At 62.4% G+C, this 24,432-nt stretch carries 20 protein-coding genes; 11 read left to right on the forward strand and 9 right to left on the reverse strand.

All coding sequences use genetic code 11. From position 1 onward, the window contains the following. The first annotated feature begins 261 nt into the window (after positions 1–261). From R8871_RS10200 to R8871_RS10210, 3 genes are all read left to right on the forward strand, one after another. The gene (locus R8871_RS10200; RefSeq protein WP_175050320.1) at positions 262–1,581 is read left to right on the forward strand and encodes an MFS transporter; all 1,320 of its coding nucleotides are present in this window, start codon (positions 262–264) and stop codon (positions 1,579–1,581) included. A gap of 49 nt (positions 1,582–1,630) precedes the next feature. Next, complete coding sequence (locus tag R8871_RS10205) at positions 1,631–2,590, forward strand: dihydrodipicolinate synthase family protein (RefSeq protein WP_175050321.1); 960 nt, start codon at positions 1,631–1,633, stop codon at positions 2,588–2,590. A gap of 137 nt (positions 2,591–2,727) precedes the next feature. After that, the gene (locus R8871_RS10210; RefSeq protein WP_175050322.1) at positions 2,728–3,813 is read left to right on the forward strand and encodes a LacI family DNA-binding transcriptional regulator; all 1,086 of its coding nucleotides are present in this window, start codon (positions 2,728–2,730) and stop codon (positions 3,811–3,813) included. Between the two features lie 49 nt (positions 3,814–3,862). Here R8871_RS10210 and R8871_RS10215 read toward each other — a convergent pair whose 3' ends face one another. Beyond that, positions 3,863–5,692, reverse strand: coding sequence for an ABC transporter transmembrane domain-containing protein (locus tag R8871_RS10215; protein WP_175050323.1), 1,830 nt, complete (start codon positions 5,690–5,692; stop codon positions 3,863–3,865). A 148-nt stretch (positions 5,693–5,840) separates the two neighbouring features. Between R8871_RS10215 and R8871_RS10220 the strand changes: the two genes are divergently transcribed. After that, positions 5,841–6,050, forward strand: a complete 210-nt coding sequence (locus tag R8871_RS10220; RefSeq protein ID WP_175050324.1) for a hypothetical protein — start codon at positions 5,841–5,843, stop codon at positions 6,048–6,050. 41 nt (positions 6,051–6,091) lie between these two features. Here the strand turns inward: R8871_RS10220 and R8871_RS10225 are convergent, their stop codons facing one another. Then, the gene (locus tag R8871_RS10225; RefSeq protein WP_175050325.1) at positions 6,092–6,994 is read right to left on the reverse strand and encodes a transcriptional regulator GcvA; all 903 of its coding nucleotides are present in this window, start codon (positions 6,992–6,994) and stop codon (positions 6,092–6,094) included. A gap of 133 nt (positions 6,995–7,127) precedes the next feature. Here R8871_RS10225 and R8871_RS10230 point away from each other — a divergent pair, with 133 nt between their 5' ends. Beyond that, positions 7,128–7,736, forward strand: coding sequence for a LysE family translocator (locus tag R8871_RS10230; RefSeq protein WP_175050326.1), 609 nt, complete (start codon positions 7,128–7,130; stop codon positions 7,734–7,736). Between the two features lie 21 nt (positions 7,737–7,757). Here the strand turns inward: R8871_RS10230 and R8871_RS10235 are convergent, their stop codons facing one another. From R8871_RS10235 to R8871_RS10260, 6 genes are read right to left on the reverse strand one after another with little or no spacing between them, the layout of a single operon-like run. Beyond that, the gene (locus R8871_RS10235; protein WP_175050327.1) at positions 7,758–9,107 is read right to left on the reverse strand and encodes a BatD family protein; all 1,350 of its coding nucleotides are present in this window, start codon (positions 9,105–9,107) and stop codon (positions 7,758–7,760) included. Further along, positions 9,104–10,696: a VWA domain-containing protein gene (locus R8871_RS10240; RefSeq protein WP_175050328.1), complete on the reverse strand. Its 1,593-nt coding sequence runs from the start codon at positions 10,694–10,696 to the stop codon at positions 9,104–9,106. Before R8871_RS10240 ends, R8871_RS10235 begins: the two co-directional genes overlap by 4 nt. Then, a complete protein-coding gene (locus R8871_RS10245; RefSeq protein ID WP_175050329.1) occupies positions 10,686–11,723 on the reverse strand; it encodes a vWA domain-containing protein in 1,038 nt (345 codons plus the stop codon). The genes R8871_RS10240 and R8871_RS10245 overlap by 11 nt, the downstream gene beginning before the upstream one ends. Then, positions 11,710–12,249 carry a DUF4381 domain-containing protein gene (locus tag R8871_RS10250; RefSeq protein ID WP_175050330.1) on the reverse strand — a complete coding sequence of 180 codons (540 nt, stop codon included), beginning with the start codon at positions 12,247–12,249 and terminating at the stop codon, positions 11,710–11,712. Before R8871_RS10250 ends, R8871_RS10245 begins: the two co-directional genes overlap by 14 nt. Further along, entirely contained in the window at positions 12,246–13,217 is a 972-nt protein-coding gene (locus R8871_RS10255; RefSeq protein WP_175050331.1) for a DUF58 domain-containing protein, read from the reverse strand. Before R8871_RS10255 ends, R8871_RS10250 begins: the two co-directional genes overlap by 4 nt. A gap of 55 nt (positions 13,218–13,272) precedes the next feature. Then, a complete protein-coding gene (locus R8871_RS10260) occupies positions 13,273–14,232 on the reverse strand; it encodes an AAA family ATPase (protein WP_175050332.1) in 960 nt (319 codons plus the stop codon). 413 nt (positions 14,233–14,645) lie between these two features. On the opposite strand from R8871_RS10260, the gene R8871_RS10265 reads away from it, so the two are divergent. The 6 genes from R8871_RS10265 to R8871_RS10290 all read left to right on the forward strand — a co-directional run bounded on the left by R8871_RS10265 (position 14,646) and on the right by R8871_RS10290 (position 23,331). Continuing rightward, complete coding sequence (locus R8871_RS10265; RefSeq protein WP_407673143.1) at positions 14,646–15,767, forward strand: formylglycine-generating enzyme family protein; 1,122 nt, start codon at positions 14,646–14,648, stop codon at positions 15,765–15,767. 86 nt (positions 15,768–15,853) lie between these two features. Then, complete coding sequence (locus R8871_RS10270; RefSeq protein ID WP_175050333.1) at positions 15,854–16,945, forward strand: HAD family hydrolase; 1,092 nt, start codon at positions 15,854–15,856, stop codon at positions 16,943–16,945. A 117-nt stretch (positions 16,946–17,062) separates the two neighbouring features. Continuing rightward, positions 17,063–18,739, forward strand: coding sequence for an arylsulfatase (locus R8871_RS10275; protein WP_407673144.1), 1,677 nt, complete (start codon positions 17,063–17,065; stop codon positions 18,737–18,739). A gap of 155 nt (positions 18,740–18,894) precedes the next feature. Further along, positions 18,895–21,489, forward strand: a complete 2,595-nt coding sequence (locus R8871_RS10280; protein ID WP_175050335.1) for a fused MFS/spermidine synthase — start codon at positions 18,895–18,897, stop codon at positions 21,487–21,489. A 160-nt stretch (positions 21,490–21,649) separates the two neighbouring features. Next, entirely contained in the window at positions 21,650–22,279 is a 630-nt protein-coding gene (locus R8871_RS10285; RefSeq protein ID WP_175050336.1) for a TetR/AcrR family transcriptional regulator, read from the forward strand. A 32-nt stretch (positions 22,280–22,311) separates the two neighbouring features. Next, positions 22,312–23,331, forward strand: coding sequence for a DMT family transporter (locus R8871_RS10290; RefSeq protein ID WP_175050337.1), 1,020 nt, complete (start codon positions 22,312–22,314; stop codon positions 23,329–23,331). Between the two features lie 48 nt (positions 23,332–23,379). On the opposite strand, the gene R8871_RS10295 is transcribed toward R8871_RS10290, so the two are convergent. After that, positions 23,380–24,246 carry a hypothetical protein gene (locus R8871_RS10295; RefSeq protein WP_322789512.1) on the reverse strand — a complete coding sequence of 289 codons (867 nt, stop codon included), beginning with the start codon at positions 24,244–24,246 and terminating at the stop codon, positions 23,380–23,382. Positions 24,247–24,432: the final 186 nt, after the last annotated feature.

Here is a 24,432-nt window from a genome sequence, read left to right on the forward strand (position 1 = left end):
CAAATGACTGGTGTTTACCCGCCAAACCCACTCTGACACTTGCCACTTCGCCGGAATGTGGCTCAAAATGTAAGCGCTATCATTTTAAATGTACGGCTTTAACTGGCGGAAATGACTGCCTGGGACACGATCAGCATGCCAGCATGTAAGCGCTAACATAGCGCGATGAACTGCAATTGGAGAACCCCGATCTCCCGGCGACCTGACACCGCATCAGCGCGCCCCCGCAACAGACAAACACATGAACCGGAGACAACCAGCATGAGCGCCACCCCGAACCTCGAGCAGGCCCCACCGAAAATCCGCCGCGCCCAGATCGTGGCGCTCACGCTGCTGATGGTGAGCGGCATCGTCAACTATCTGGACCGTGGAACGCTCGCAGTTGCCAATCCGCTGATCCGTCACGACATGGGGCTCTCGCTCGGCCAGATGGGCCTGCTGCTGTCCGCGTTTTCCTGGAGCTACGCGTTGTTCCAGCTGCCGGTGGGCGGTCTCGTCGACCGGATCGGACCGCGCAAGCTGCTCGGCATCGGCCTGATCGTCTGGTCAATTGCGCAGGCCGCCGGCGGATTCGTCTCGACTTTCGGCTGGTTCGTCCTTGCGCGAATCGTGCTTGGCATTGGCGAGGCGCCGCAGTTTCCGTCGGCAGCGCGCGTTGTCAGCAACTGGTTTCCGTTGCGCGCGCGTGGCAAGCCGACCGGTATCTTCAATTCGGCGTCCCCGCTCGGCACGGCGCTCGCGCCGCTTTGCCTGTCGATCATCGTGGTTCAGTTCCACTGGCGCTGGGCCTTCATCGTGACGGGCGTGCTGGGTCTGGTCGTCGCTGTCGTGTGGCTCGCCGTATATCGCGATCCCGTCAAAGCCACGATGAGCGAAGCAGAGCGGCGCTATCTCGAAGGCGACGAAGCGGACCGCAAGCCGGCCCCCGCGGTCACGTTCGCCGACTGGCGTTCGCTGTTTTCTCACGGAACCACGTGGGGCATGCTGATCGGCTTCTTCGGCTCGGTCTACCTGAACTGGGTGTACCTCACGTGGCTGCCTGGCTATCTGACGATGGAGCGGCACATGAGCCTGATGCATACGGGCATTGCTGCGTCGATACCGTTCTTCTGCGGCTTTCTGGGTTCGCTCACGGCCGGCTGGTTCTCCGATCTCATCACGAGCGGCAGCACGAATCCGGTCACCAGCCGCCGCAATGCGGTGGTGATCGCGATGCTCGGCATGGTCGCGTTCACCATTCCGGCGGCGCTCGTCGAGAGCAACACAATCGCGATCGTGTGCATTTCGGTAGTGATCTTTCTGGCGAATGCCGCCTCCGCCAGCTCATGGGCGCTGGCCACCGCTGCCGCGCCGCCGAACCGCGTCGGCTCGCTCGGCGCGATCCAGAACTTCGGCGGCTTTCTCGGCGGCGCTCTCGCCCCTATCCTGACCGGCTACATCGCGCAGACCTGGTCGTTCGTCCCTGCATTGCTCACGGCCGCCGGCATCGCGTTTGCCGGCGCCATGAGCTACCTCCTGCTGGTACGCAAACCGATCGACGACCGGCCCGTCTCCACTGAAACCCTGCGAGCGCCCGCCTGAAGGCGGCCGTTGCGTCAACTCATCGAATCCTTCCCCGGAGATCAACACCATGACCACCGCCAAGCCCGCCAAGACGTCAGTCGAAGGCATCGTCCCCGTGATGCTGACGCCGTTCGACGATTCCGGCGCCATCGACTACGCCGGACTCGAACGTCTGATCGAGTGGTACATCGCACACGGGTCCGACGCGCTGTTCGCCGTCGCCCAGTCGAGTGAAATGCAGTTTCTGACGCTCGCCGAGCGCGGCGCGCTGGGACGCTTCGTGGTCGAGAAGGTTGCCGGCCGCATTCCCGTCGTGGTCTCCGGCCACATCAGCGACGACGCCGATGCGCAGGCCGAGGAGCTGAACGTCGCCGCGGCCACGGGCGCGCAAGGCATCGTGCTCGTGACGAACCGGCTCGATCCGAATCGTCAGGGAACGGAGGCCTTCGCGGCGAATCTCAAGCGGCTCCTCACGCGACTTCCGTCGGACATGCCGCTCGGTTTGTACGAATGCCCGGCGCCCTACCGCCGGCTGCTATCCGACGATGAATTGAAGCTCTGCATCGATACCGGCCGCTTCATCATGCTGAAGGACGTGAGTTGCGATCTCGCGACCGTCAAGCGGCGCGTCGCGCTCGCCCAGGGCTCGCCGCTGAAAATCCTGAACGCCAACGCGGCCATTGCGTGGGACGCCATGAAGGCTGGCTCCGCAGGCTTCAACGGCGTATTCACGAACTTCCACCCGGATCTGTACAACTGGCTGCGCAATGACGCGGCACAGGACCCGGCTCTCGCGGAGGAACTCGCGACGTTTCTCGTGCTCGCTGCCGTATCCGAAGCGCTCGGTTACCCCGCGCTTGCGAAGATCTATCACCAGCGCATCGGCACGTTCGATTCGATCCGCTGCCGTGCGATCGACTATGACGTGCGCGAACGTTTCTGGGCGCTCGACGCGGTGCTCGACAAGATCGTCGCCGGCACCGAGCATTTCCGCTCGCGCATTGCCGCGCTCGGTCAACGCGGCTAGGTTCGCGGATATCAGCCGTCAGAGACACCCAGTGACCGGAACGCGAGCAACCACCGTCATGTGCGCCCGCGCTTCGCGCGTGCAGGCAGCGGTAAGATGTCGGGCGCTCTCCGATTCACTCTTCGCTTTCTGATCCAATGCCTGATTCCGCCGACTCCCCCGAGTCCCCGGCCACCGTCCGAACTCCGACGAACCGTGCCCGCCGCAACACGGGCCGTACCGTGCTGTCCGATGTCGCCAAGCTCGCCGGTGTATCGACAGCGACCGTATCGCGGGTCTACAACGAGCCGGACAAGGTCTCGGCGAACGTGCGCGAGCGTGTCGAACACGCCGCGCGCACGCTCAACTGGTTTCCCAACGCAGCGGGCCGCGCGCTTGCGTCCACGCGCAGTCACATTGCCGGCATCATCATTCCAACGCTGGATGACCAGGTGTTCGCTTCGCAGGTGAGCGCCATGCAGGCTGCGTTCGCGGCACGCGGCATCACACTCGTGCTCGGTTGCTCGAACTACGATCCAGCGCAGGCGCTCGTGCAGGTGCGCGCCATGCTCGCACGCGGTGTCGAGGCGATGGCCGTGGTGGGCGAGGCTCATCCCCCCGAACTATTCGAGGCGTTGCGGAGTTATCGCGTGCCCTATGCGGTCACGTATGCATACCGCAAGGACAGCCCACATATCTGCGTCGGCTTCGACAATCACGCGGCCTACACCGAGATCACCGAACATCTGATCGGCCTCGGGCATCGCTCGTTCGCGGTCTGCATCCAGCCGACCCGCGACAACGATCGCGTGCAGGCGCGCGTGGCGGGTATCCGCTCGACACTCGAACGCCACGGCCTCGCGGTGCGGCCTGAGCACATGCTCGAAGGCAAATCATCGATCGAATTCGGGCGACGCTGCCTGCGCTCGATCTGGCAAGCGCCATGCGAGCGCCCGAGCGCGATCATCTGCGGCAACGATCACATCGCGCTTGGCGTCCTGCGTGAGGCGGAGGAACTGGGTATCGCGATTCCCGGCGAACTATCCGTGACCGGCTTCGACGATCTTGAGATCGCGAAAGAGCTCCGCCCCGCGCTGACGACGATGCGAGTCGACACGTACGAGATCGGGCGTCTTACCGCGCAGTATCTGCTCGACGTGCTCGACGGCAAGCGCCCGCAGCACGGACACGAAGTGCACGCTCTATTCCAGCTCAGGCAATCGACCGGGCCGAGCGCGCGATAGCTGCGCGGCGCTTTTCTCGGCATGAACGGCGTTACGTAGGGCCGGTTTGTCACACCGAATCAATCGGATCGCTCACCGCGCCTCGCTGCACCGCATGCCCCGACTGCTCGCCGAACTGCAGAGCGGCGAGCTGCGCATAGAGCGGCGAACTCAGAAGAAGCTCTGCGTGACGGCCCTGTGCGACGATGCGGCCTTGTTCCAGCACGACAATGCGATCGGCCTGTTGCACGGTCGCAAGACGGTGCGCGATAACCAGTGTGGTGCGGTTCTGCGCGGCATTGTCCAACGCCTTCTGCACGAGCCGTTCGCTGGCGGCATCGAGCGCGCTGGTCGCTTCGTCCAGCAGCAGAATGGGCGGATTCTTCAGAATCGCGCGAGCGATCGCAATGCGCTGGCGCTGCCCGCCAGACAGCCGCACGCCACGCTCGCCGAGAAAGGTGTCGTAGCCTTGCGGCAGTTCGTCGATAAAACCGGCCGCAGCGGCCATCTCGGCCGCACGTTGCACTTGCGCGAGTGTGGCATCCGGTGCGCCGTAGCGAATGTTGTCGAGTACGCTGCCAGAAAAGATCACCGACTCCTGCAGCACCACGCCGATTTCCTTGCGCAACTCGACGAGCGGCACATCGCGCGTCGGGACGCCGTTGATCAGAATGCTGCCGGACTGCGGATCGTAAAAACGCAGCAGCAGCTGGAACAGCGTGGTCTTGCCCGCACCGGACGGTCCGACCAGGGCGACATGTTCGCCCGGACGGACATCGAGCGAGAGCGCGGAAAGCGCTGCAATGCCGGGGCGCGACGGATACGAGAAACTGACGTTGTCGAATCGGATGCCCTCGCCTCGCGCAGGCAGCGCGACCGTGGTCTCGGCCTGCACCACCGGCGAGCGCGCCGCCAGCAGTTGCAGCAACCGTTCGGTGGCGCCGGCCGCGCGCTGCAGATCGCCCCACACTTCAGCAACTGCGCCCACTGCGCCGGCCGTGAACACCGCGTAGAGAATGAACTGCGACAACTGGCCCGCCGTCATCCGCCCGGCCAGCACCGCCTGCGCGCCGAGCCACAGCACGAACACGATGGCGCTGAACACCAGCACGATCACCACGGCGGTCAACCAGGCACGCGCGCGAATGCGCGTGAGCGCCGTATCAAAGGCTGCTTCCACCGCGCCGGCAAAGCGCCGCACCTCGAAGGGTTCCTGCGTATACGACTGCACAGTCGGCATGGCATTGAGCACTTCACCCGCCAACGCGCTCGTGTTCGCGATCTTGTCCTGGCTCGCGCGCGAAAGACGCCGCACGCGCCGCCCGAAGATCACGATAGGCGCAACCACCACAACCAGCGTCGCGATGATGTACCCAGAGAGCACCGGGCTCGTCACCGCCAGCATCGCGACGCCACCGGTCAACAGGAAGAAGTTGCGCAAGCCCAGCGACAGGCTGGTGCCCACCACCGCCTGGATCAGGGTGGTGTCGGCGGTGAGTCGTGACAGCACTTCGCCGGTTTGCGTGGTCTCGAAGAACTGCGGGCTCATGCCCAGCACGTGGTCGTAGACCGCCCGCCGCAAGTCGGCCGTGACCCGCTCGCCCAGCCACGACACGAGGTAGAAGCGTAGCGCCGTGGCGGCGGCCAGTACCAGCGAAACGAGAAACAACGCAAAGAAATAGCGATCGATGTGCGCCCGATCGCCCCCCGCGAAGCCACGATCGATCAGGTATTTGAAAGCCACCGGCAACACCAGCGTGGCGCCGGCCGAGGTCACCAGCGCGAGGAACGCGAGCGCCCAGCGGCCTGCATAGGGGCGCAGGAAGGGCAACAGGGCAAACAGAGGGCCAATACGTCGTGAAGCTGATGCAGGCGGCGAAGACGGAACAGCGTCTGACATGAAGTTTCCCTGATGAATCGAAGGTCACCCCGATTGTGCCAGTCCTGCGGATTCGAAGGCGGCTCACGTATAAGCCTCCTCTGCGCGCTTGCCGCGACTGTGCATCTGTATCAAGATCAAGCCGACTCATCCGGACCAGGCTATTCCCATGAAAAACGACTCTGACTCTGACTCCGACTCCGATCCCGACAAACTGAAAGGCCCAGGTGGTTTGACGCTGCGCCAGATCCACGATCAGGTGCAAAAGAGCCTCGAGCGCGACCGCGAAGAGCTGGCGTCGCGCAACGCTATCGCTCCGCAACGCAGCAGGTGGCAACGTTGGGTGCGTTACGTGTGGGGCCGCAGCGGGCGTCGCTAGGCGGCGAGAATGACCGCGCAAACCCGATGCGCGGCGATGCCCTAGACGATGGAAACCGGCCCCACGCTCTGCTTCGCCTCAGACAGCAACCAGGTCCTGAAAGCCACGACGTTGGGGCGGTCCAGCGCGGCGGGCGGATAGACAAGCCAATAGCTGTAGTCGTTGGGCAGCACCACGTCGAAAGGCTGTACCAATCGGCCACTGCGCAGATCGTCCGCGGCGAGCATGAGCCGGCCCAACGCAACCCCCTGCCCATCCACCGCAGCCTGCAATGCGTGGCTGGCGTCGTTAAACGATGGCCCCGTATCCATGTCGAGTCCGCTTATCCCGGCCTCGTTGCACCAGTGCCGCCACGCTTCTCGCGGTGTGTCGTGCAACAGGCGGACATGGCGCAAGTCAGCCGGGACACGAATGGCAGGCTGCCCATCGGCGAGCCTCGGACTACAGACCGGACTCAGTGTTTCACGAGCGATCAGGTCAGCTTTCACACCGGTCCATTTCCCGAGCCCTGAGCGAATGCCAACATCGAAGCGCTCCGTTGTGAACGTCCAGACATCGGCAGAACTATCGAGGCGCACGTCGATGTCCGGATGCAAGGCGCGAAACGTTTCAAGACGCGGCACCAGCCATCGCGAAGCGAACGAAGGCAGAACCGTGATGCACAACGGTCGCGCATCGGGTTCCATCAGACGCAGCGTTGCCGCCGCAATGCGATCGAGCGCACCGGCCAGTTCCGGGAGATAGGCTTCGCCCTTTGCTGTGAGCTTCAGTGCGTGCCCGCGACGCTCGAACAGACGAAAGCCCAACCAGTCTTCAAGCTGGCGAATCTGATGACTGATGGCCGCCTGCGTCACACACAATTCGGCAGCAGCGCGGGTAAAGCTCAGATGCTGCGCCGCGGCCTCAAAGGCACGCAGCGCACCTAGCGGAGGCAGGCGTCGCATGGACTGGTCGATTACCGTGGTTTATCGAGAGCATGAAGATAACCCGTTTGTGACGCAGGAGGAAGTCGCTTCTAATCACACACTCCACGGGCAAACGTAATGTTCCGGCTCCTTGCCGACATGAGGCTAATCGATGATTGCATGGAACATCTGGATCCTGTTTCTTGGCTACACCGTACCGATGGTCGTCAGCCCCGGTCCGGGCAACACGGTCCTCGCGACCGCCGGCGGCCGCTACGGCGTGGCCGGCTCGATTCCATTCTGGGCCGGCTTCGAGATCGCCAATCTGGTGTTGTGCCTCGCCTATGGAATGGGTCTCGGCAAAGTACTGCACGGCCACCCTGAAATCCAGATGGTGTTCAAGTGGGGCGGCACCGTCTATCTGCTCTATCTTGCCTGGGGATTTTTTCGTTCGTCGGCTATATCCGCAAACAGCAGCGGGCAGGATCATGCCCGCCTGCGTACCGGAGACGGATTTCTATCCGTGATCCTCAACCCCAAGATTCACTCGATGATTCTGGTGATGTTTTCGCAGTTTCTCGACTCGGCAAAACCGCTACCGGCACAAGTCTTTCAGTTCGCGGCGGCGTTTCTCGTCGTGTGCATGGTCTGCCACTTTCCATGGATCTATGGCGGCCAGTTGATTCTTCGCCGGTTTCGATCCGCACGTGCGTTGCGAATTCAGGGACGCGTGTTCGGTATCTGCATGATCCTCGTGGCAGCTTACGTCGCCTTCGCCTGAAATCGACCGGTGGCTTGTTAACTAGAATTTATTGAGCGGTGGAAGAGGCTGCGTTTCCTGGTGCTGCAACCTTGTCTTTTTCTCGGCCCGTTGTAGTGCTGTTTCGGCGTCCTTCCAGTGAAGCTCGGGCGCAACGCCGCCGGCATAGTGCGCGCCGATAGCATCGATCAGGTCCGTAACGCCCGTATCGTCCGCGCGAACTGCGCTTTCCAGCCGCGCCGGATGTCCGAATTCGTGCGTTCGGTCCATCCAGCGATACAACGCCGGAATAATCCGCCGCCAATCACCCTGACGCGCAACATCACTCAGCCTGCGCCACGCAACGGCCTCGCCTTCGAGGTATCGCTTGCGTGCATCGATTGCACGTTGCCACGCTCGCCTCAAGAACGTGGTCACACGCTCGCGCGCCCAGAATGCCAGCATGATCGCCAGCAGAACGGCACAGGCGACAATCACCTGCCTGCTGTGAATCACGATGATTCTGTGCGGGAAGCCGTTGCTCATCGCTTCGACCGGAATCTCGAACAGGGGCTTTTCCCGCGCGGTAGAAGCCGAAAACGTCATACCCGGCAACGCGATCGTCTCTTTCTTTTGCGTCTTCGTGTTCCACCATTCGATGGTCACCGGCGGCAGTGTGAAGCGGCCGTTGTGATCGGCTGTGTAGGTCACGCTGTCGGTTCGCTCGCCCGCCACGAGCCCCACCCGGTCCTGCACGATGTTGCGGGTCGCGGGCGGTTTGGCGTAGCGCTTCAATCCGTCGACGTCACTCAGATTCACCGGCGGAATCAACATCGACTCCGTGCCGGCGGCACTTTGCGTAATCGTGCGCGTCACGGAGTCGCCCACTCTGATGTGTTCCTTCGACGGCTCGATGGTTTGCGTGGCCATGAGCCGCGTGGTTGGAAAAAAGGTGCTCATGCCTTCCGCGCCAGGCGGCAGCGTCGCGACGAGTTTGAGTGCGGGCGTCATGACCTGCACGGGCGTAGTCGTGCCGCCCGGATATACGGTAATGGCAAACGGCGCGATGTCGAATGTCTTACCCGCTTGCGGCGCGATACGGTAAGCGCGGCTCACACCGAACCAGCGCACACCGTCGATGTCTTCCGAGAGATTGTCCGCCTGCTCGTCAGGCAGGCTGACGATCGCATCGGGCACGGTGAAGAGCGGCCAGTTCGGCGCTTCCGTAAACCACGTGGTCGTCAACAGATCGACGACGAGCTTGATCTCGCTGCCCGCAACCACCGGGCCGGCAGGTTCGAGATGCGCGCGAACCATAGTCCGCGGCGCGGCGTCGGCAAAGGCCGGCGCTGAAGCGCAAGCCGCGCCGAGCCACGCGATAACCAGTAGAAGCCGCAGGAAAACCGCTGTCATGGCGCGTTCGCTCCCTTTACTTCGGTTTCCTGCAGAAACCGCTGCTGCAGAAAAACCGCGGGCGAGGTATTCAGATTGCGCATCCAGACCTCTTCGCTCGGACGCGGTGCGCCTTCGATAATGGTCGACGTGCCCCGCCCTTTCTTCTTGTCGGCCTGCACCTGGTCGGGTGGATCCTCCTCCGGATCCATTTCATCCTGCTGGTCTTTTGCGAGCAAGCGCTGCAGGAAGGCCCGATTGGCCGCTGCCTCGCGCAGTGCGGGCTGAACCTTGAGCGCGTTGTCATATGCCTTGATGGCGGCAGCGAAGTCATCCAGATGCGCAAGCGTATTGCCCATGTAGAAATACGCTTGCGCCGTCTTCAGACGCGAAAAGCTTTCGAGCGCGCCGGCATAGTCGCCCGCGAGATATTGGGCGCGCCCCTTCCACATCGGATCATCGAAGCGTTGCGCGGCCGCTTTGTAATCGCCGCGCTCGAAATCCCAACGGCCCTGCTGATCGTGCGTGGCGAACAGATCGACCCAGCGCCATTCGGCCGCTTGAGCATGGCGCGGCACGGCGCTGAAAGCGAGTGAGATCAGCACCACAGGCAGCCACTTGACGCTCCAACCGCGCCGGAAGCCCCATAGCGCAAGCAACAGCACGGGAATGACGAGCCAGTAACCCGACTCTTTCCAACGCGGCACGATCTTCGATTCCTCCGCTTGCGCGAGGTAGGCCTGCGCGCGATGCTGGACCCACGCCACGTCATCGTCGTCCACACGCATGCTGGCTAACGGAATGCCCGCTTCGTCCGCCACCTTGCGAATCGCGCCGGCGTCGAAGGTACCCATCAGCGGATGCCCTTCCGGGTCCATCGCGATCATGCCGTCAGCACCGCGGATCGGCCCACCGTTCTCCGTGCCGACCGCGAGCCACAGCAGTTGATGACGGATCGCCTTGGCCTTTTGCACGAACGCGTCCGCCTGATTCGTATCGAAGCCGTCGCTCATAAAGACGATCGTGCCCGCGGCGGGCTCGTTCGCGAGCAAACGCTCGGCGGCGTCGAGACCGGCGGTGGCGTTCTTGCCGTCGCGCGGCATCAGCGAGGAAGAGAGCGCCGGCACATACAGTTCGAGCATGGCGGGGTCCTCGGTGGGCGGCACGACGAGATGGCCGCTCGACGCGAACACGACCAGTCCGGTACGCGCCCCCTTACGCGCTCGTGCAATATCGAGCACCTTCTGTTTGGCGCGCTCGAGCCGAGTGGGCGCCACGTCGGTAGCGTCCATCGAATGCGCGAGCTCCAGTACGACGACGAGCGGCGCCTTATCCTGATTGAACGGCGGGCGCTCCTGCTGCCAGGTCGGCCCCGCGGCAGCAAGCGCGCCGATGCCGAGCAGCAGCCCCAGCGTGTGCACCGGCTGAATCACGCGGCGCTTCGTATCGCCGACAATCAGATGTTCCAGCAGCGCAGGATCGATGACATTGCGCCAGCGCGCGCGCACGTTGTTGCGGCGAAACCAGCAAAGCGGCAGGAGCACGGCGGGAATCAGCAGCAGCAACCACAACGGCCGCAGAAAATGGAAGGCGGTCAGATCAATTTCCATGACCCGCCTCCACGGTTTTCGCCCGCGCAGGCAGCGCCTCGCGACGTGGCGCACGCAGCACCGCGATCAGCAACGCAAGCACATGGTAGAGCGCGAAAATCGCAACCGCCGCAGCGGCCGGCACCCAGTAAAAGTCGCGCTGCGGACGATAGATTTCGCGCTTTACTTTCTCGGGCGTGAGTTTGTCCAGCGTGGCATAAACATCGGCAAGGTCCTGCTGCCGGCCGAGCGCGCGAAACGACCGGCCGCCCGTGATGCTCGAAATGCGCGCGAGCGCATCGAGATCGACCTTGTCTTCGCCGGTCGTATCCGGATCGCCGATACCGATGGTGTGCACTACCAGCTTGTGGCTCCGCGCGATCTCCGCCGCGCGCTCGGGTGGTATCGCGCTGCTGGTGTCGTTGCCGTCGGTCAGCAGGATCAGCACTTTCTCCTGGGCCTGCGAGTTCGTCATCAGTTTGACGGTGAGTCCGATCGCATCGCCGATAGCTGTGCGCGGCCCTGCCATACCGATCTGCATCTGATCGAGCAGCACCTGCACGGCCTCGTGATCGAGCGTGAGCGGCGCCTGCGGATAGGCGGCGTCACCGAAAACGACGAGGCCTATGCGGTCGCCCTTTCGTTTGGCGATGAAGTCGCTCACCACCCGTTTCACCGCGCTGAAACGATCCATGCGCTCACCGGCGGCATTGACGAAGTCGCGCGTGGCCATCGAACCGGAAAGATCGATCGCGAGCATCAGATCGCGAGCTGGTTCTTCGCGCACGATGGGCGCTTCGACATAGACCGGCTTGGCCGCGGCGATCACGAGTAGGACCCAGAGGAGCGGCATCAGGAGACGCTGCAACCAGTTGCGCCGCAACCGCACGCCGCCCGGCGCCGGTTTTTCTCCTGCCGCGTGTGCCATTTCGTGAAAGAACGGCACACGCACCGCGGAGGCCGTCGTGCGATAGGCCGGCACCAGCCACCACACGAAGAGCGGCAGAGGCAGCAGCGCGAACATCCACGGGAAATCAAATTTCCACATGATGGCGTTCGATCCAGTCGCGGGTGTGGCTGATGAGCATCGCGGCTTCGTCGCTGGAAATAGCGGCAACCTGGTCGGGTGGCGCGTAACTCGCGAGCGCCAATAGCGCCTCGCTTCTCGCGTCGAAGCGACCGCGCGTACGTTGCAGGAACGCAAGCCATGCGTCGCCGGTGAGCGCGGCAACCTGCTCGCGTGGCGCAACCGCCAGCGAAGTCCGCTTGATGAGACGCGGGATCGCAGCCAGTGCGCTCGCACGTTGTGCGGAATCCATTTGTGTCGCGGCGAGGCTCGCTTCAATGCTCGCCAGTTCAGCCAATGCCACACGCCGGTAGCGCTGCTTCTCTCGCCGCCGCCAGACCAGCCAGCCCGCCACCGCCAGCAGCGCCAGCAGTAAAAGCCCGATGAATACCCAGCCGATGGTTTGCGGCACGTACGACACCGTCTGGGGCAGCGGTAGTTCCTGCAAGGGCTGAAGTTGCCCGGACGTGTCGGGCGCGACCAGCGCCGAAGCGGCCGGCGCACTCATATGCCGCTCCCGGTAGCGGGCCGCGCACGCTCGCCGAACAGACGCCGCACCTGGTCGACCGTCGGCTCCGCGGTCGATAGCGCCATCAACGGCACACCGCTCGAGCGCAACAGTTCGGCTACTTCCGCGGTGCGCCCGCTGAACAGGGTCGACAACGGCGCTCTCACCCGCTCCTGCTCGATTCGCAATTCGACCTGCAAACGGCCTTCGCTGACCACCAGCGCACGATGTTCCGGCATGCTCTGCCACAAGGGATCGAAGATCATCGCCGCGACGACGTCGTTGTGCGCGGCCAGTTGCCGCAGCAGCTTGCGCGTGCGCTCGCTCGCCCCCGCAAAATCGCTGACGATGCAAATGAGGTAGTCGTGACCGGCCAGCTTGAGTACGCCTTCAAGCGCAGTGTCCAGTTGTCCGTAATGAGTGCGCGCTTCGCTCCCGGCGTGCAGTGCGCGGTTCATCGTAGCGAGCGCGCCGAACAGCATCTTGATCCGGCTACGGCTGCGCAGCGGCTTGACCCGCACCACCTGGCTGTCGTTGAACAGCACGCCGCCGACCCGGTCGCCGGCGGTGAAGCCCATCCATACAGCAAGTGCTGCCACTTCGGCGGCCACCACCGACTTGAACGCGCGGCGCGACCCAAAAAACATGCTCATGCGTTGATCGACTACGACAAGCAGCGGCCGGTCCCGCTCTTCCGTATAAGCGCGAACCTGAGGCTTGCCGAGACGCAGCGAGACCTTCCAGTCGATATGACGGATGTCGTCGCCCGGCAGGTAGGCACGGATTTCTTCGAAATTGAGCCCACGCCCGCGCAATCGCGACGCGTGACTGCCTGACAGCACGCTCGATACCGGCGCGGGCGCGACAAAGCTCAGCCCGCGGGCATGAAACTCGAGCTTCGCCAGATGCGCTGCGTCGATGTAGACGCGGCCATCTGCTGAACTCGCAGCGCTTGCAGATTCGGACATCAAGACCACGGCGATCCCCCGCGTCGATGCGACGATACTTATATTGCGCCAGGTGTCAGGCCGGCACCGCAACCTTTTCGATCAGCCTGTCGATCACGGCGTCGGCGCTGATGCTCTCGGCATTGGCGTCATAAGAGAGGATCAGCCGATGCCGCAGCACCGGATGAACGACCGCGCGCACGTCGTCGGGCGTGACGAACTTGCGGTCCTGCAGCCAGGCCTGCACGCGGCTCGCCCGGTCGAGGCCGATCGAACCGCGCGGGCTTGCGCCGATTTCGATCCATTTGCCGAGGTCGGCGTCGAGCGCCTCACCATGCCGAGTCGCATTGACGAGCGAAACAATGTAGTCGTCCATCGCCGGCGCCACCGCGATTCTGCTGATTTCTTCACGCACCGCGAAAATGACATCCTGGCCGAGAACACTCGGCGGCTTGTCCGCCGCGTTGTTCTCGCGCCGCAGCAATCGCAACATGTCGACTTCGCTTTGTGGCGACGGATAACTAATTAGGACTTTAAGAAGAAACCGGTCCATTTGCGCTTCAGGCAATGGATAGGTGCCTTCCTGCTCAATCGGATTTTGTGTTGCCATGACAAGAAACAGGTCCGGCATTTGATGCGTTTTACCTGAAACGGAAATCTGCCGCTCTTCCATGGCTTCCAATAATGCGGATTGAACCTTCGCAGGCGCGCGGTTAATTTCATCCGCAAGAATCAGATTGCCGAAGATAGGCCCGGGCTGAAAACTGAGCATGCGTTCCGTGCCGCTTTGCAGCAGCGTTTCGGCGCCGGTGATGTCGGACGGCAACAGATCGGGTGTGAACTGAATGCGGCTCATGGTCGCCGCAAGACGCGTGGCAATGGCTTTGACGGTGCGAGTTTTTGCGAGGCCGGGCAGACTTTCGAGCAGGACGTGACCGTCTGCGAGTAGCGCAATCAATACCTGCCGGACAACCGCTTGCTGGCCCACTATCGCTTCGTTGACACTCGATTCGAAGCGCAGGATCGTTTCGCGCATAGCTCTCGATTTCCCCAATCATTGGATAGTGGAACAACTTGCATGCCGACGCTCGCCGCCAGACACGTTAATGCACAAGCGTAATTCCGTCAAAGTTTCGCACCTACGCAAAAAAATGCGTGAAATGTGTTTGAAAAGTTGCTAGCCTCCGTCTTACGTTTCGCAAAGTTGTATCCGGCGTATTCGTTACCGGCGTAAATCGTTATTCCGTATCGCTAAGCTTCGCATAAGTGCAAAAGAGAGCTGACCAGGTTTGCTAAAGGGCCAGCAGGTTCACCTGCGTGAGAGAAGGAATGATGAGTTCAGCAAAACGTGGCACGGTAACGGCTGCCCGCTCTACAGGCACGCCTTCCGCAATCTCAGCACCCACCGCACGCTATCGCAAGCTGCTCTTGTGGGGCGTACTTCTCGTCATGCTTCCTGCATGTGTCGGTGCGGCAGTGAGTTGGGCCTTCGCTTCGCGCACTCAAGCTCATCCTCAAGTTGTCTACGGCGACGGAACGCACGGCCCGCTCGGCATGGCATGGGTTCCCGGCGGACCATTCCTGATGGGCAGCGACTCGAAGCAGGCGCAGCCCAACGAGCGTCCCGCCCACAAGGTGCGGGTGCATGGTTTCTGGATGGACCGTCATCACGTCACCAACGCGGAATTCCGCAAGTTCGTCGAAGCCACCGGCTACGTCACCACCGCCGAGAAGAAACCCGACTGGGACACGCTGAAGGTACAGTTGCCGCCTGACACGCCACGTCCGCCTGATAGCGCGATGGTGGCCGGCGCGATGGTGTTCGTCGGCACCAATCACCCCGTGCCGCTGGAAGACTATTCGCAGTGGTGGCGCTACGTGCCCGGCGCGAACTGGCGCCACCCCACCGGGCCGGACAGCAACGTCATTGGTAAAGACGATCACCCGGTTGTTCAGGTTTCCTACGAAGACGCGCAGGCCTATGCGAAATGGGCCGGAAAACGCTTGCCCACCGAGGCCGAATGGGAGTTCGCCGCGCGTGGCGGGCTCGAACAGGCCACTTACGCCTGGGGCAATCAATTCGCGCCGGATGGCAAGCAGATGGCCAACGTCTGGCAAGGCCAGGAGCCGCAGGCGTTCCCTGTGGTCAGCCCGAAGGCGGGTGGCGCACTCGGCACGAGTCCGGTCGGCACCTTTCCGGCGAACGGCTACGGACTCTCGGACATGACCGGCAACGCCTGGCAGTGGGTGGCCGACTGGTATCGCGCCGACCAGTTCCGGCGTGAAGCGGTGAGCACCAGCACGATCGACAACCCTATCGGCCCGCGCGACTCCTGGGATCCGGCCGATCAGGGCGTTCCCATCGACGCACCCAAGCGGGTGACGCGCGGCGGTTCGTTCCTCTGCAATGAAGCCTACTGCCTGAGTTACCGTCCCAGCGCGCGGCGCGGCACCGATCCCTACAACAGCATGTCGCATCTCGGCTTTCGCCTCGTCATGGACGAAGACACCTGGAAGCAACCACTGGCACGTCAAGCGTCGGCCCGCGCTGCAAGCGTAGACGGAAGCTAGAGCGCGCAACTTTTCGAGCTGTACCCGTTTCTCCCGCGCGCTGTCGCTCGCGGGTCATGGAAGTGTGCAATCGGAATGGAGGGCGGATGCAGTCGATTGGTCAATCGAAGTGGTCGGAACGTACCGTGGGCTCGATCCGCCCTTCGTTCAGATCGGCGTTCTGCGTCGCCCTGTTCGCGCTCGGTGTCGCGCTATGCACCGCCGGTTGCACGACGCCCGGCGGCACGACCGCAGCAACGCCGACGGCAGTCGACTCTGCGGCCGCACTGCCCTCATGGCGCGACGGACCAGCAAAACAGACGATCCAGAAATTCGTCGCCGATGTCACCCGCGAAGGTTCACCGAACTACGTACCGCCCGCCCAGCGCATTGCCGTGTTCGATAACGACGGCACGCTATGGAGCGAGCAGCCGCTGTACTTCCAGTTCGCCTTCATGCTCGACCAGGTGAAAGCAGCGGCACCGAAGCATCCGGAGTGGAAGAACAATCCTGCCTTCAAAGCGTTGGTCGCCAAAGACTATGGCGCGTTAGCGAGTCACGAGAAACAGCTGCTGCAACTTGTCGCCGTCGCCAATAGCGGCATGACCGTGGACGACTACGACAGGACCATCCGCGACTGGCTGGCCAGCGCCCGGCATCCGAAATTCAATCGCCCTTACACCGAACTCGTCTATCAGCCTCAACTGGAGCTGCTCGCCTATCTGCGCAACAACGGCTTCAAGACCTTCATCGTGTCGGGCGGCACGATCGAATTCATGCGACCGTGGGCCGAAAAGGCGTACGGCATTCCGCCCGAGCAGGTGATCGGCTCGAGCCAGGTGGTGCAATACCAGATGCGTGACGGCCAGCCTGTGCTGGTGCGCCAGCCGAAACTAGATTTCGTCGACGACGGTCCAGGCAAACCTGTCGGCATCTATCGAAACATCGGCCGCAAACCCATTCTCGCGTTCGGCAATTCGGACGGCGATCTGCAGATGCTGCAGTACACCGCATCCGGCAGCGGTCCGCATCTCGCCTTGCTGGTGCATCACGACGATGCCGTACGCGAATTCGCATACGACCGCGCCTCGAAGATCGGCAAGCTCGACAAGGCCTGGGACGAAGCGATCGCCGACGGCTGGACCGTGGTCAGCATGAAGGACGACTGGCAAACCATCTATCCCGCACCAAAGCAGTAGATGCACGCGTGAGAGCGCGAGCCGCGTGCAGGTCGCGGCCGCTACGAGGCAACCCGCGCGCAGGGAACGCGTGGCGGGTGAACCGCAAGGCAACTCCATTGGAGCAATACGATGAGAATGTTCCAGCGAAAGGGGCGCTACGCGGCCGGGGCGACAGTGATCGCCCTCGCCGCGTTCAGTGCATTGATTCTTCCATCCATCAACGCGCCTGCACAGACTCAGGCGCCGGCCAAACCGGCGCCGACCAGCGCGCCACAACCTGCCGCCAAGAACTCGTCCAAACCGAACATCCTCGTGATTTTCGGCGATGACGTCGGGCAGACGAATATCAGCGCCTACTCGCGCGGTGTGGTCGGTTACAAGACGCCGAACATCGATCGGATTGCTAACGAGGGCATGATCTTCACGGACTACTACGCCGAGAACAGTTGCACGGCTGGGCGTTCATCTTTCATCACCGGACAGTCGCCGCTGCGTACGGGCCTGTCCAAGGTCGGCGCGCCAGGCGCACCGGTCGGCCTGCAAAAGACCGACATGACGATCGCCCAGGCGCTCAAGCCGCTCGGCTACGCCACCGGTCAGTTCGGCAAGAACCACCTTGGCGACAAGAACGAGTACCTGCCGACCAATCACGGTTTCGACGAGTTCTACGGCAACCTGTATCACCTGAACGCCGAGGAAGAACCCGAGCGTCCGTACTGGCCAAAAGACAAGAACGACCCCTACGTGAAGAACTTTTCGCCGCGCGGTGTGATTCACAGCACATCGGACGGCAAGGTTCAGGACACCGGTCCGCTCACGGTTAAACGCATGGAGACCATCGACGACGAAACCGGCGCTCATGCGGAAGAGTTCATCCGCAAGCAGGTCAAGAACGGCACGCCCTTCTTCGTCTGGATGAACTACACGCGCATGCACGTCTTCACGCACGTGCGGCCCGAGTTCAGAGGCAAGAGCGGCATGCCCGGCAACGAATACGCCGACGGCATGTGGGAGCACGATCAGGACGTCGGCAAACTGCTCAAGCTGCTGGACGACCTGAATATTTCCAAAAACACCATCGTCGTCTACACGACCGACAATGGACCGAATCAGTTCTCGTGGCCGGACGCGGCAACCACCCCGTTCCGCAGCGAGAAGGACTCCAACTGGGAAGGCGCGTTCCGGGTCCCGGCGATGGTGCGATGGCCGGGCCATATCAAGCCAGGCGAAACGTCCAACGAGATGTTCTCGGGCCTCGACTGGTTCCCAACGCTGCTCGCCGCAGCAGGCGACGGTGGCGTCAAGGACCGGCTCATGAAGGGATGGTCGCCCAAGGCGGGCGGCGCGAGCTTCAAGAATCACCTCGACGGATACAACCAGTTGCCGTTCCTGACCGGACAGACGACCAAGGACCCTCGTACGGAGTTCTATTATTTCGACGACGATGGACAATTGGTCGCCATGCGCTGGGACCAGGACGGCAATGCCTGGAAAGCGGTCTTCTGCGAACAGCGCGCGAAGGGCAACCTGAATATCTGGCAGGACCCGCTCATCTGCCTGCGTCTGCCGAAGATATTCAACCTGCGCATGGATCCCTATGAACGGGCTGACATCACCTCGGATCAGTACAACGACTGGGTGACGAAGAATGCTTATCTGACCGGCATCGCGACACTGAAAGCGTCGGCGTTCCTGGAGACCTTCGTCGCCTATCCGCCGAGCCAGCGGCCCGCGAGCTTCAGCGTGGACGGCGTGCGCAGGCAGGTCGACAGGAAGATCGACGACTCTTTCAAGAAGCGTGGCCTCGAGTAAGACGTAGTGCGGTTGTGCCCGCCGGCTTTATCCGGTGGGCACAATTTTCCGGTTTAGCTCAAACCGCGTCGAGCCGATCCGGAGCACGCCTATTCGCTTCAATTCAGTTCGGTTCGGTTCGGTTCGGTTCACACCATTCCAACGCGACTCATTCCATGACCCAAACGCTGGCCAATCGTGCCAAAAGCTCACGCCGTGAGCGCCGCGCACATGAACGCGCACAGCGTCGCGACGATGCACCCTTGCACGCGCCCCAGAAAGAAACCGCCAACCCGAGCTTGCCGATCGCGTGGCCGGTGTTGCTTCTGTTTATCTCCGGCGCGGCATCGCTGATTTACCAGGTCCTGTGGATCAAGCAGCTCGCGCTGGTGGTCGGCGTGGAGGTGCAAGCCGTCACGACTGGTGTCAGTGCTTTTTTTGCGGGTCTTGCAGTGGGCGGCTGGGTCTTCGGCAGACTCGCGGACCGGCTCGCGCGGCCCTTGCGTCTGTATGCGCTGCTCGAAGCCGGTGTGCTGGTGCTGGCACTAGGCAGCACGTGGATGCTGCCGCGTGCCGCGGCGCCCTTCGCTTCGCTGCAGGATCGGATCGGACCGCTTGCCTGGGCGTTGCCCTTTGTGCTGGTCGGCTTGCCTGCCGTTCTAATGGGCGGCACGCTGCCGGTGCTGATGCGCGCGCTGTTCCCCAACGCCGCCCAGATGGGCCGCTCCGGCGCCCGTCTCTATGCGGCCAATACGGCCGGTGCGATTGCCGGCACGCTGGCCGCGAGTTTTGTCCTGATTCCATCGCTCGGCGTGCAGGGTTGTGCGTTTGCCGCTGCTGCGCTGAATGCTGTTGCAGCGCTTGTTGCCGCGCTGGTGGGACGTGCACAACACGCTTTGGTGGCGGTTGTCGGGTTGTCCTCGTCGGCCGTCGCTCCGGGCTCAAAAGGCCGCCTTGCGCTCGTGCTTTACGCGCTGGCCGGCGGCGTCGCGCTCGGTTACGAGGTGGTGTGGTCGCAGGTGATCGTGCAATTTATCAGCACCCGTAGTTTCGCCTTCGCCGTGGTGCTGGCCACCTATCTGCTGGGCCTCACGCTCGGTAGCGCGCTAGCGTCGCGCTACGTCGATCGGGCGCGCGATCCGTGGGGCGTGTTTGCCGTGCTGATCGTGTCGGCCGGACTGGTTGCGTTGCTCGAGATCGCCGTACTTGGCAACGGGCTGCTGCACTGGCAAAGTCTCGCGCGAGAAGCCGCACTCGGCGCCACGGGCAGTCTGTTGACGGCCATGTGCGTGGGCTTCGCGGTGGCGGCCGTGTGCGTCGTCTTCGTTCCTACCCTGCTGTTGGGCGCGGCGTTCCCATTCGCCTTGCGCCTGAACGTGGACAACCCGCACACGGGGCGCGACGTCGGCGCCGTGGTGGCGCTCAATACCGCCGGTGGGATCGCCGGCACCCTGTTGACCGGTTTCGTGCTCGTGCCGCAGTTGGGCCTCATTCACACACTCGCGGCGCTTGCTGTTCTCGCGGGCGCAGTGAGTCTGGTCGCCGTGCTGCGCGGCTCGGACGTGCGACCGTTCGCGCGCTGGAGTGTGCCCGTCCTCGCCGTGCTGACGCTCGTCACCGTGATCGCGACACCGTCGGACCGCCTCGCCACACTGCTCGCCGAATCACGCGGCGGCAATCTGGCCTTCTACGAAGAGAGTGCGGGCGGCACGGTGGCGGTCGTCGAACAGAACGCTGGCCAGCGGCAATTCCGGCGGCTCTATATCCAGGGCGTCTCCAACTCCGGCGACACGATGGCGTCGCTGCGATATATGCGCCTGCAAGCGTTGTTGCCTTTGATCATCCATCGCGAGACGCCGCGTACGGCGCTGGTGATCGGGCTCGGCACCGGCATTACCGGTGGCGCGTTGCTGACCTGGTCTGGGCTTGAACACCGCGCGGTCGCCGAATTGTTGCCGGCAGTCGTGCGCGCAGCGCCGCAATTCAAGGGCAACTTCGGCATGAGCACCGATGCCCGCATGGACATCCGGATGCGCGACGGGCGGCGCGAACTGCTGCGCAATGCCGAACGCTATGACCTGATCACACTCGAACCGCCGCCGCCGTCGGCCGAGGGTGTGGTCAATCTGTACTCTTCGGATTTCTATCGCCTGGCGGCTTCGCGCCTGCAGCAAGGCGGCATCGTCGCGCAATGGCTGCCGTTGCCGACGCAGAATGAAGAGGACACGCGCTCGCTGATCCAGAGCTTCATCCAGGTGTTTCCGCACGCCGCGCTGTGGACCACCGAATTGCACGAGATGATGCTGGTGGGTTCAATGCAGCCGCTCGAACTGGACGTGCCGCGGATCGAGGCGCGCTTTGCGCAACCGCAGGTCGCTGCGGCGCTGCGCGAAGTTGGCATAGCATCGTCGGCGGCGCTGCTCGCCACCTGGATCACCGACCGCGCCGGCCTCGAGTACTACGCCGCGGACGCCCAGCCGGTCACGGACGACCAACCGCGCATCGAGTACGCCACGTGGGTTCGCCAGGATGCATTTCCGACGACGCTGGCGCACCTGCTTGCGCTTCACACCGCACCGCCGCTGCAGGGCGCCGACGATACGTTCCGCGCAGCAATGGAGCAGTCGCGCGGTGCATTGCAGAGCTTCTATTCAGCAGGGCTGGATGCCTATAAAGGCGATCGGGATGCGTGGGCGCAGGACATCAGCAACGCTGTCCACGCGGACCCGGACAATGCTTACTACCGATGGCTCATTGGAGGCGATAGATAGTCAGGCGTTGCAGACCGCACCCGGGCCAGTCGCGCATACAGCGGCGCTGTTCCAGTCGTTAGAGTCGCAGTCAAGACAGTCCCACCCTGAGAAGCCCCTCTTAACGACATTGTCGAATACACTTGAATTTAAGAACGGTCAGTCTTAATATGGTTTCACCATGAGACGATACCCTCCTGCCGCCAGCCCTTCCGCCCCGCCGTCCGAGCGCGGGCGGCCGCGTGAATTCGATCTTGACGAAGTAACCGGCATTGCCGGCAAAGTCTTCTGGGAGCAGGGCTACCATGCAACGTCGATTGAATCCTTATGCCAGTCAACGGGCCTTTTCCGTGCCAGCCTCTACAGTACTTTCGGCGATAAACACGGGCTTCTGGTCGCCGCCTTCGACCGTTACGCAGAAGGCGCCATTGCTCGCCTGAAAGAGCGGCTCGCCGTCGATCTGCCGCCGCGCGAAGCACTTCGTGAGGCGTTGCTTCATTACACGCAGGTCGCCAGCAAGCTGTCGGGGCGCCACGGATGCCTCATCACAAACGCAGCCATCGAAATGTTGCCGGCTGACGAGGCTTTACGCCCTCACATCGAGACCACCTTGAGACGTATTGCCTCCCATCTGGTAGCCGCGGTGGTTCGCGGCCAACAAGCGGGGGAATTCAACGCCGAGCTCGACGAGCAATCTGTCGGCAACTTTCTGCTCTGCATGGTTCAGGGCTTGCGCGTGCTGGGGAAAGTGAATGTGAGCAGGAACGAACTGGTGTCGATCGTCGACATGACGATGCGAGCGCTGGTCTAAAAAAAATTTTCCTATTTCTGGAATGATCGTTCATGAATAAACCCATCGAATTTCCTGTCACGCCAGTGTCTGATCGGGGCAATCCGTCTGCCGGTCTGGTTGCGCAGTCGATCCGCAGTGGCTACTGGAAGGGCGTTGCGTTTTGCGTGATGGCAACGGTCTTGATGGGCGTCATGTTTCCAGTGATGACGAGCGCCCTTGTGTATGTCGATCCGTTCACGTTTACGTCGCTCAGGTACCTGATTGCCGGCGCGGCGTTTCTTGCCCTGTTGCTGATAAAGGAAGGAAAGGGAGCGCTGAAGGCGAATGGTGAATCGTTCGCCCTCGCGTGGCTGCTCGGGTCGGTCGGCTTTTGCGGATTCGGATCGTTCGTCTTTCTCGGGCAACAACTGGCGGGGCGCGAGGGCGCACTGACTGCATCGATCATGATGGCAACGCAGCCCATGATGGGCCTGCTCGTGAACTCGATCGTGCGCAAACACCGCCCGCCGTTCTATTCGTTTCTGTTTATTCTGATGTCATTCGCCGGCGTCTCGCTTGTGGTGACAAAAGGGGATGTCACTGCCGTTCTGCGCGAACCGCAACACTATTCCGCGAACGCCCTGATCGTCCTCGGCGCGCTGTGCTGGGTGATATATACCTTTAGTGCGTCCCACTTCAAGCGCTGGTCCGCACTCAAATACACGACGATGACCACCTGGCTGGGACTCACCACGATCATCGGCCTCAACGTAGTGCTGTTCGCGCTTCACGTTGTACCCGTGCCGTCGGCAACGGCATTGCACGCAATCGTCCCGCACCTTCTCTATATGGGTCCGATCGCCGGTTTCATCGCGATCCTGTTCTGGAACATGGGTAACAAGATTCTCACCCCGCTCAACGGCGTTCTGTTCATGGACGTGTTGCCCGTCACGACCTTCGTGGTGTCTTCGTTGACCGGCGTGGTTCCGGGACATTGGCAAATCGCAGGCGCGTGCATGACTGGCGCGGCGCTGATCTTCAACAACATCTATTTGCGGCGCCAGGCCCGCAAACCTGCATTGCAAGGCTAGTGCGCGAGGGCCGCGACGCGCCAGCGCGCGCCGCGGCCCTCAACCGCCTTACTGCTTCGTCAGTTGACCGTAGCCGATCACCGAGTTATCGGCTGCCTTGATCAGATAGACGACCGTCCGCTTGTACAACGTCGTGCTGCCGGAAACAGGCAGGAACGTGATTGCTGCATTACCGGAATAGGTCACGCCGGAACGCAACGTGCAGGTGCTCGTCGTGCCGCTCAAGGTCATCGTGTAAAGATTCTTGCTCGAGCCCGGCGTGGTCAACGCCAGTGTGCCCGTGACACCGCAGCCGAGAATCGAACCGGTGAGGCCGCCCGCATCGTCGACCGTCAGCGCCGTCGAATTTTGCACCCACGTACCTGTGACGCTCGACTGGGTGACCGCGAGCGCATTCGCCGGGTCGTACTTCAGCGTCAGGTTCACCGTGTTGCCGTTGGCCACGTAGCTGCCATTCAAGACCTGGTTCGCGGTGAAGGTCCCGCTTCCCGATGTTGCCGTGTAGCGAATGCCGCCCAAAGTAGTCTCGAAGCCGGTGGTCAAGGTCCAGTTCGGCGCAGCGGGGACGATCGTCCCGAAGAACGTCGACGTGACGACAGTGAACAGGCCGTTGATGTAAGAGAGGTTGCTGGCCGGGTCCACGAAGGCCGTCATGTTGGTCGTGCCGGTTTGCGTCCAGATGCCTTCGGAACCGTTGCCTGTGGCAGCCGTCGAGCCGGCCTGCGGAGCCGTCAGGCTCGGCAGCGCCTCACCCGTCAAGGCCGGTGCCGAAGCAGGCGCGGGTGCGCTTGCGGCTGCCGGTGTGCTGGCCGACTGCGCGGTCGGCGTGCTGCTGCCGCCGCCTCCGCCCCCGCCACACGCAGCGAGTGCAAGTGAACCCAACATTGAAACAACTAGCGTTGATTTTGTTTTCATTTTCATTTTATTAGTTCTGGCTGCGGACTCTCAATACCGCAAAGTGATTGATTGGATCTCGATATACCCTGCGCAAAATCGCGCAAGCCTGTAAACGGCAGTTAAAGAAAAGTCTTTAACGTTTACTGAAGAATCGTCCTTCCTTTGCTGGGCTTGACAGACGGCATTTTTGGCGAATAAGAGAAA

Source organism: Paraburkholderia sediminicola (assembly GCF_902859805.1).
GTDB classification, from domain to species: domain Bacteria; phylum Pseudomonadota; class Gammaproteobacteria; order Burkholderiales; family Burkholderiaceae; genus Paraburkholderia; species Paraburkholderia sediminicola.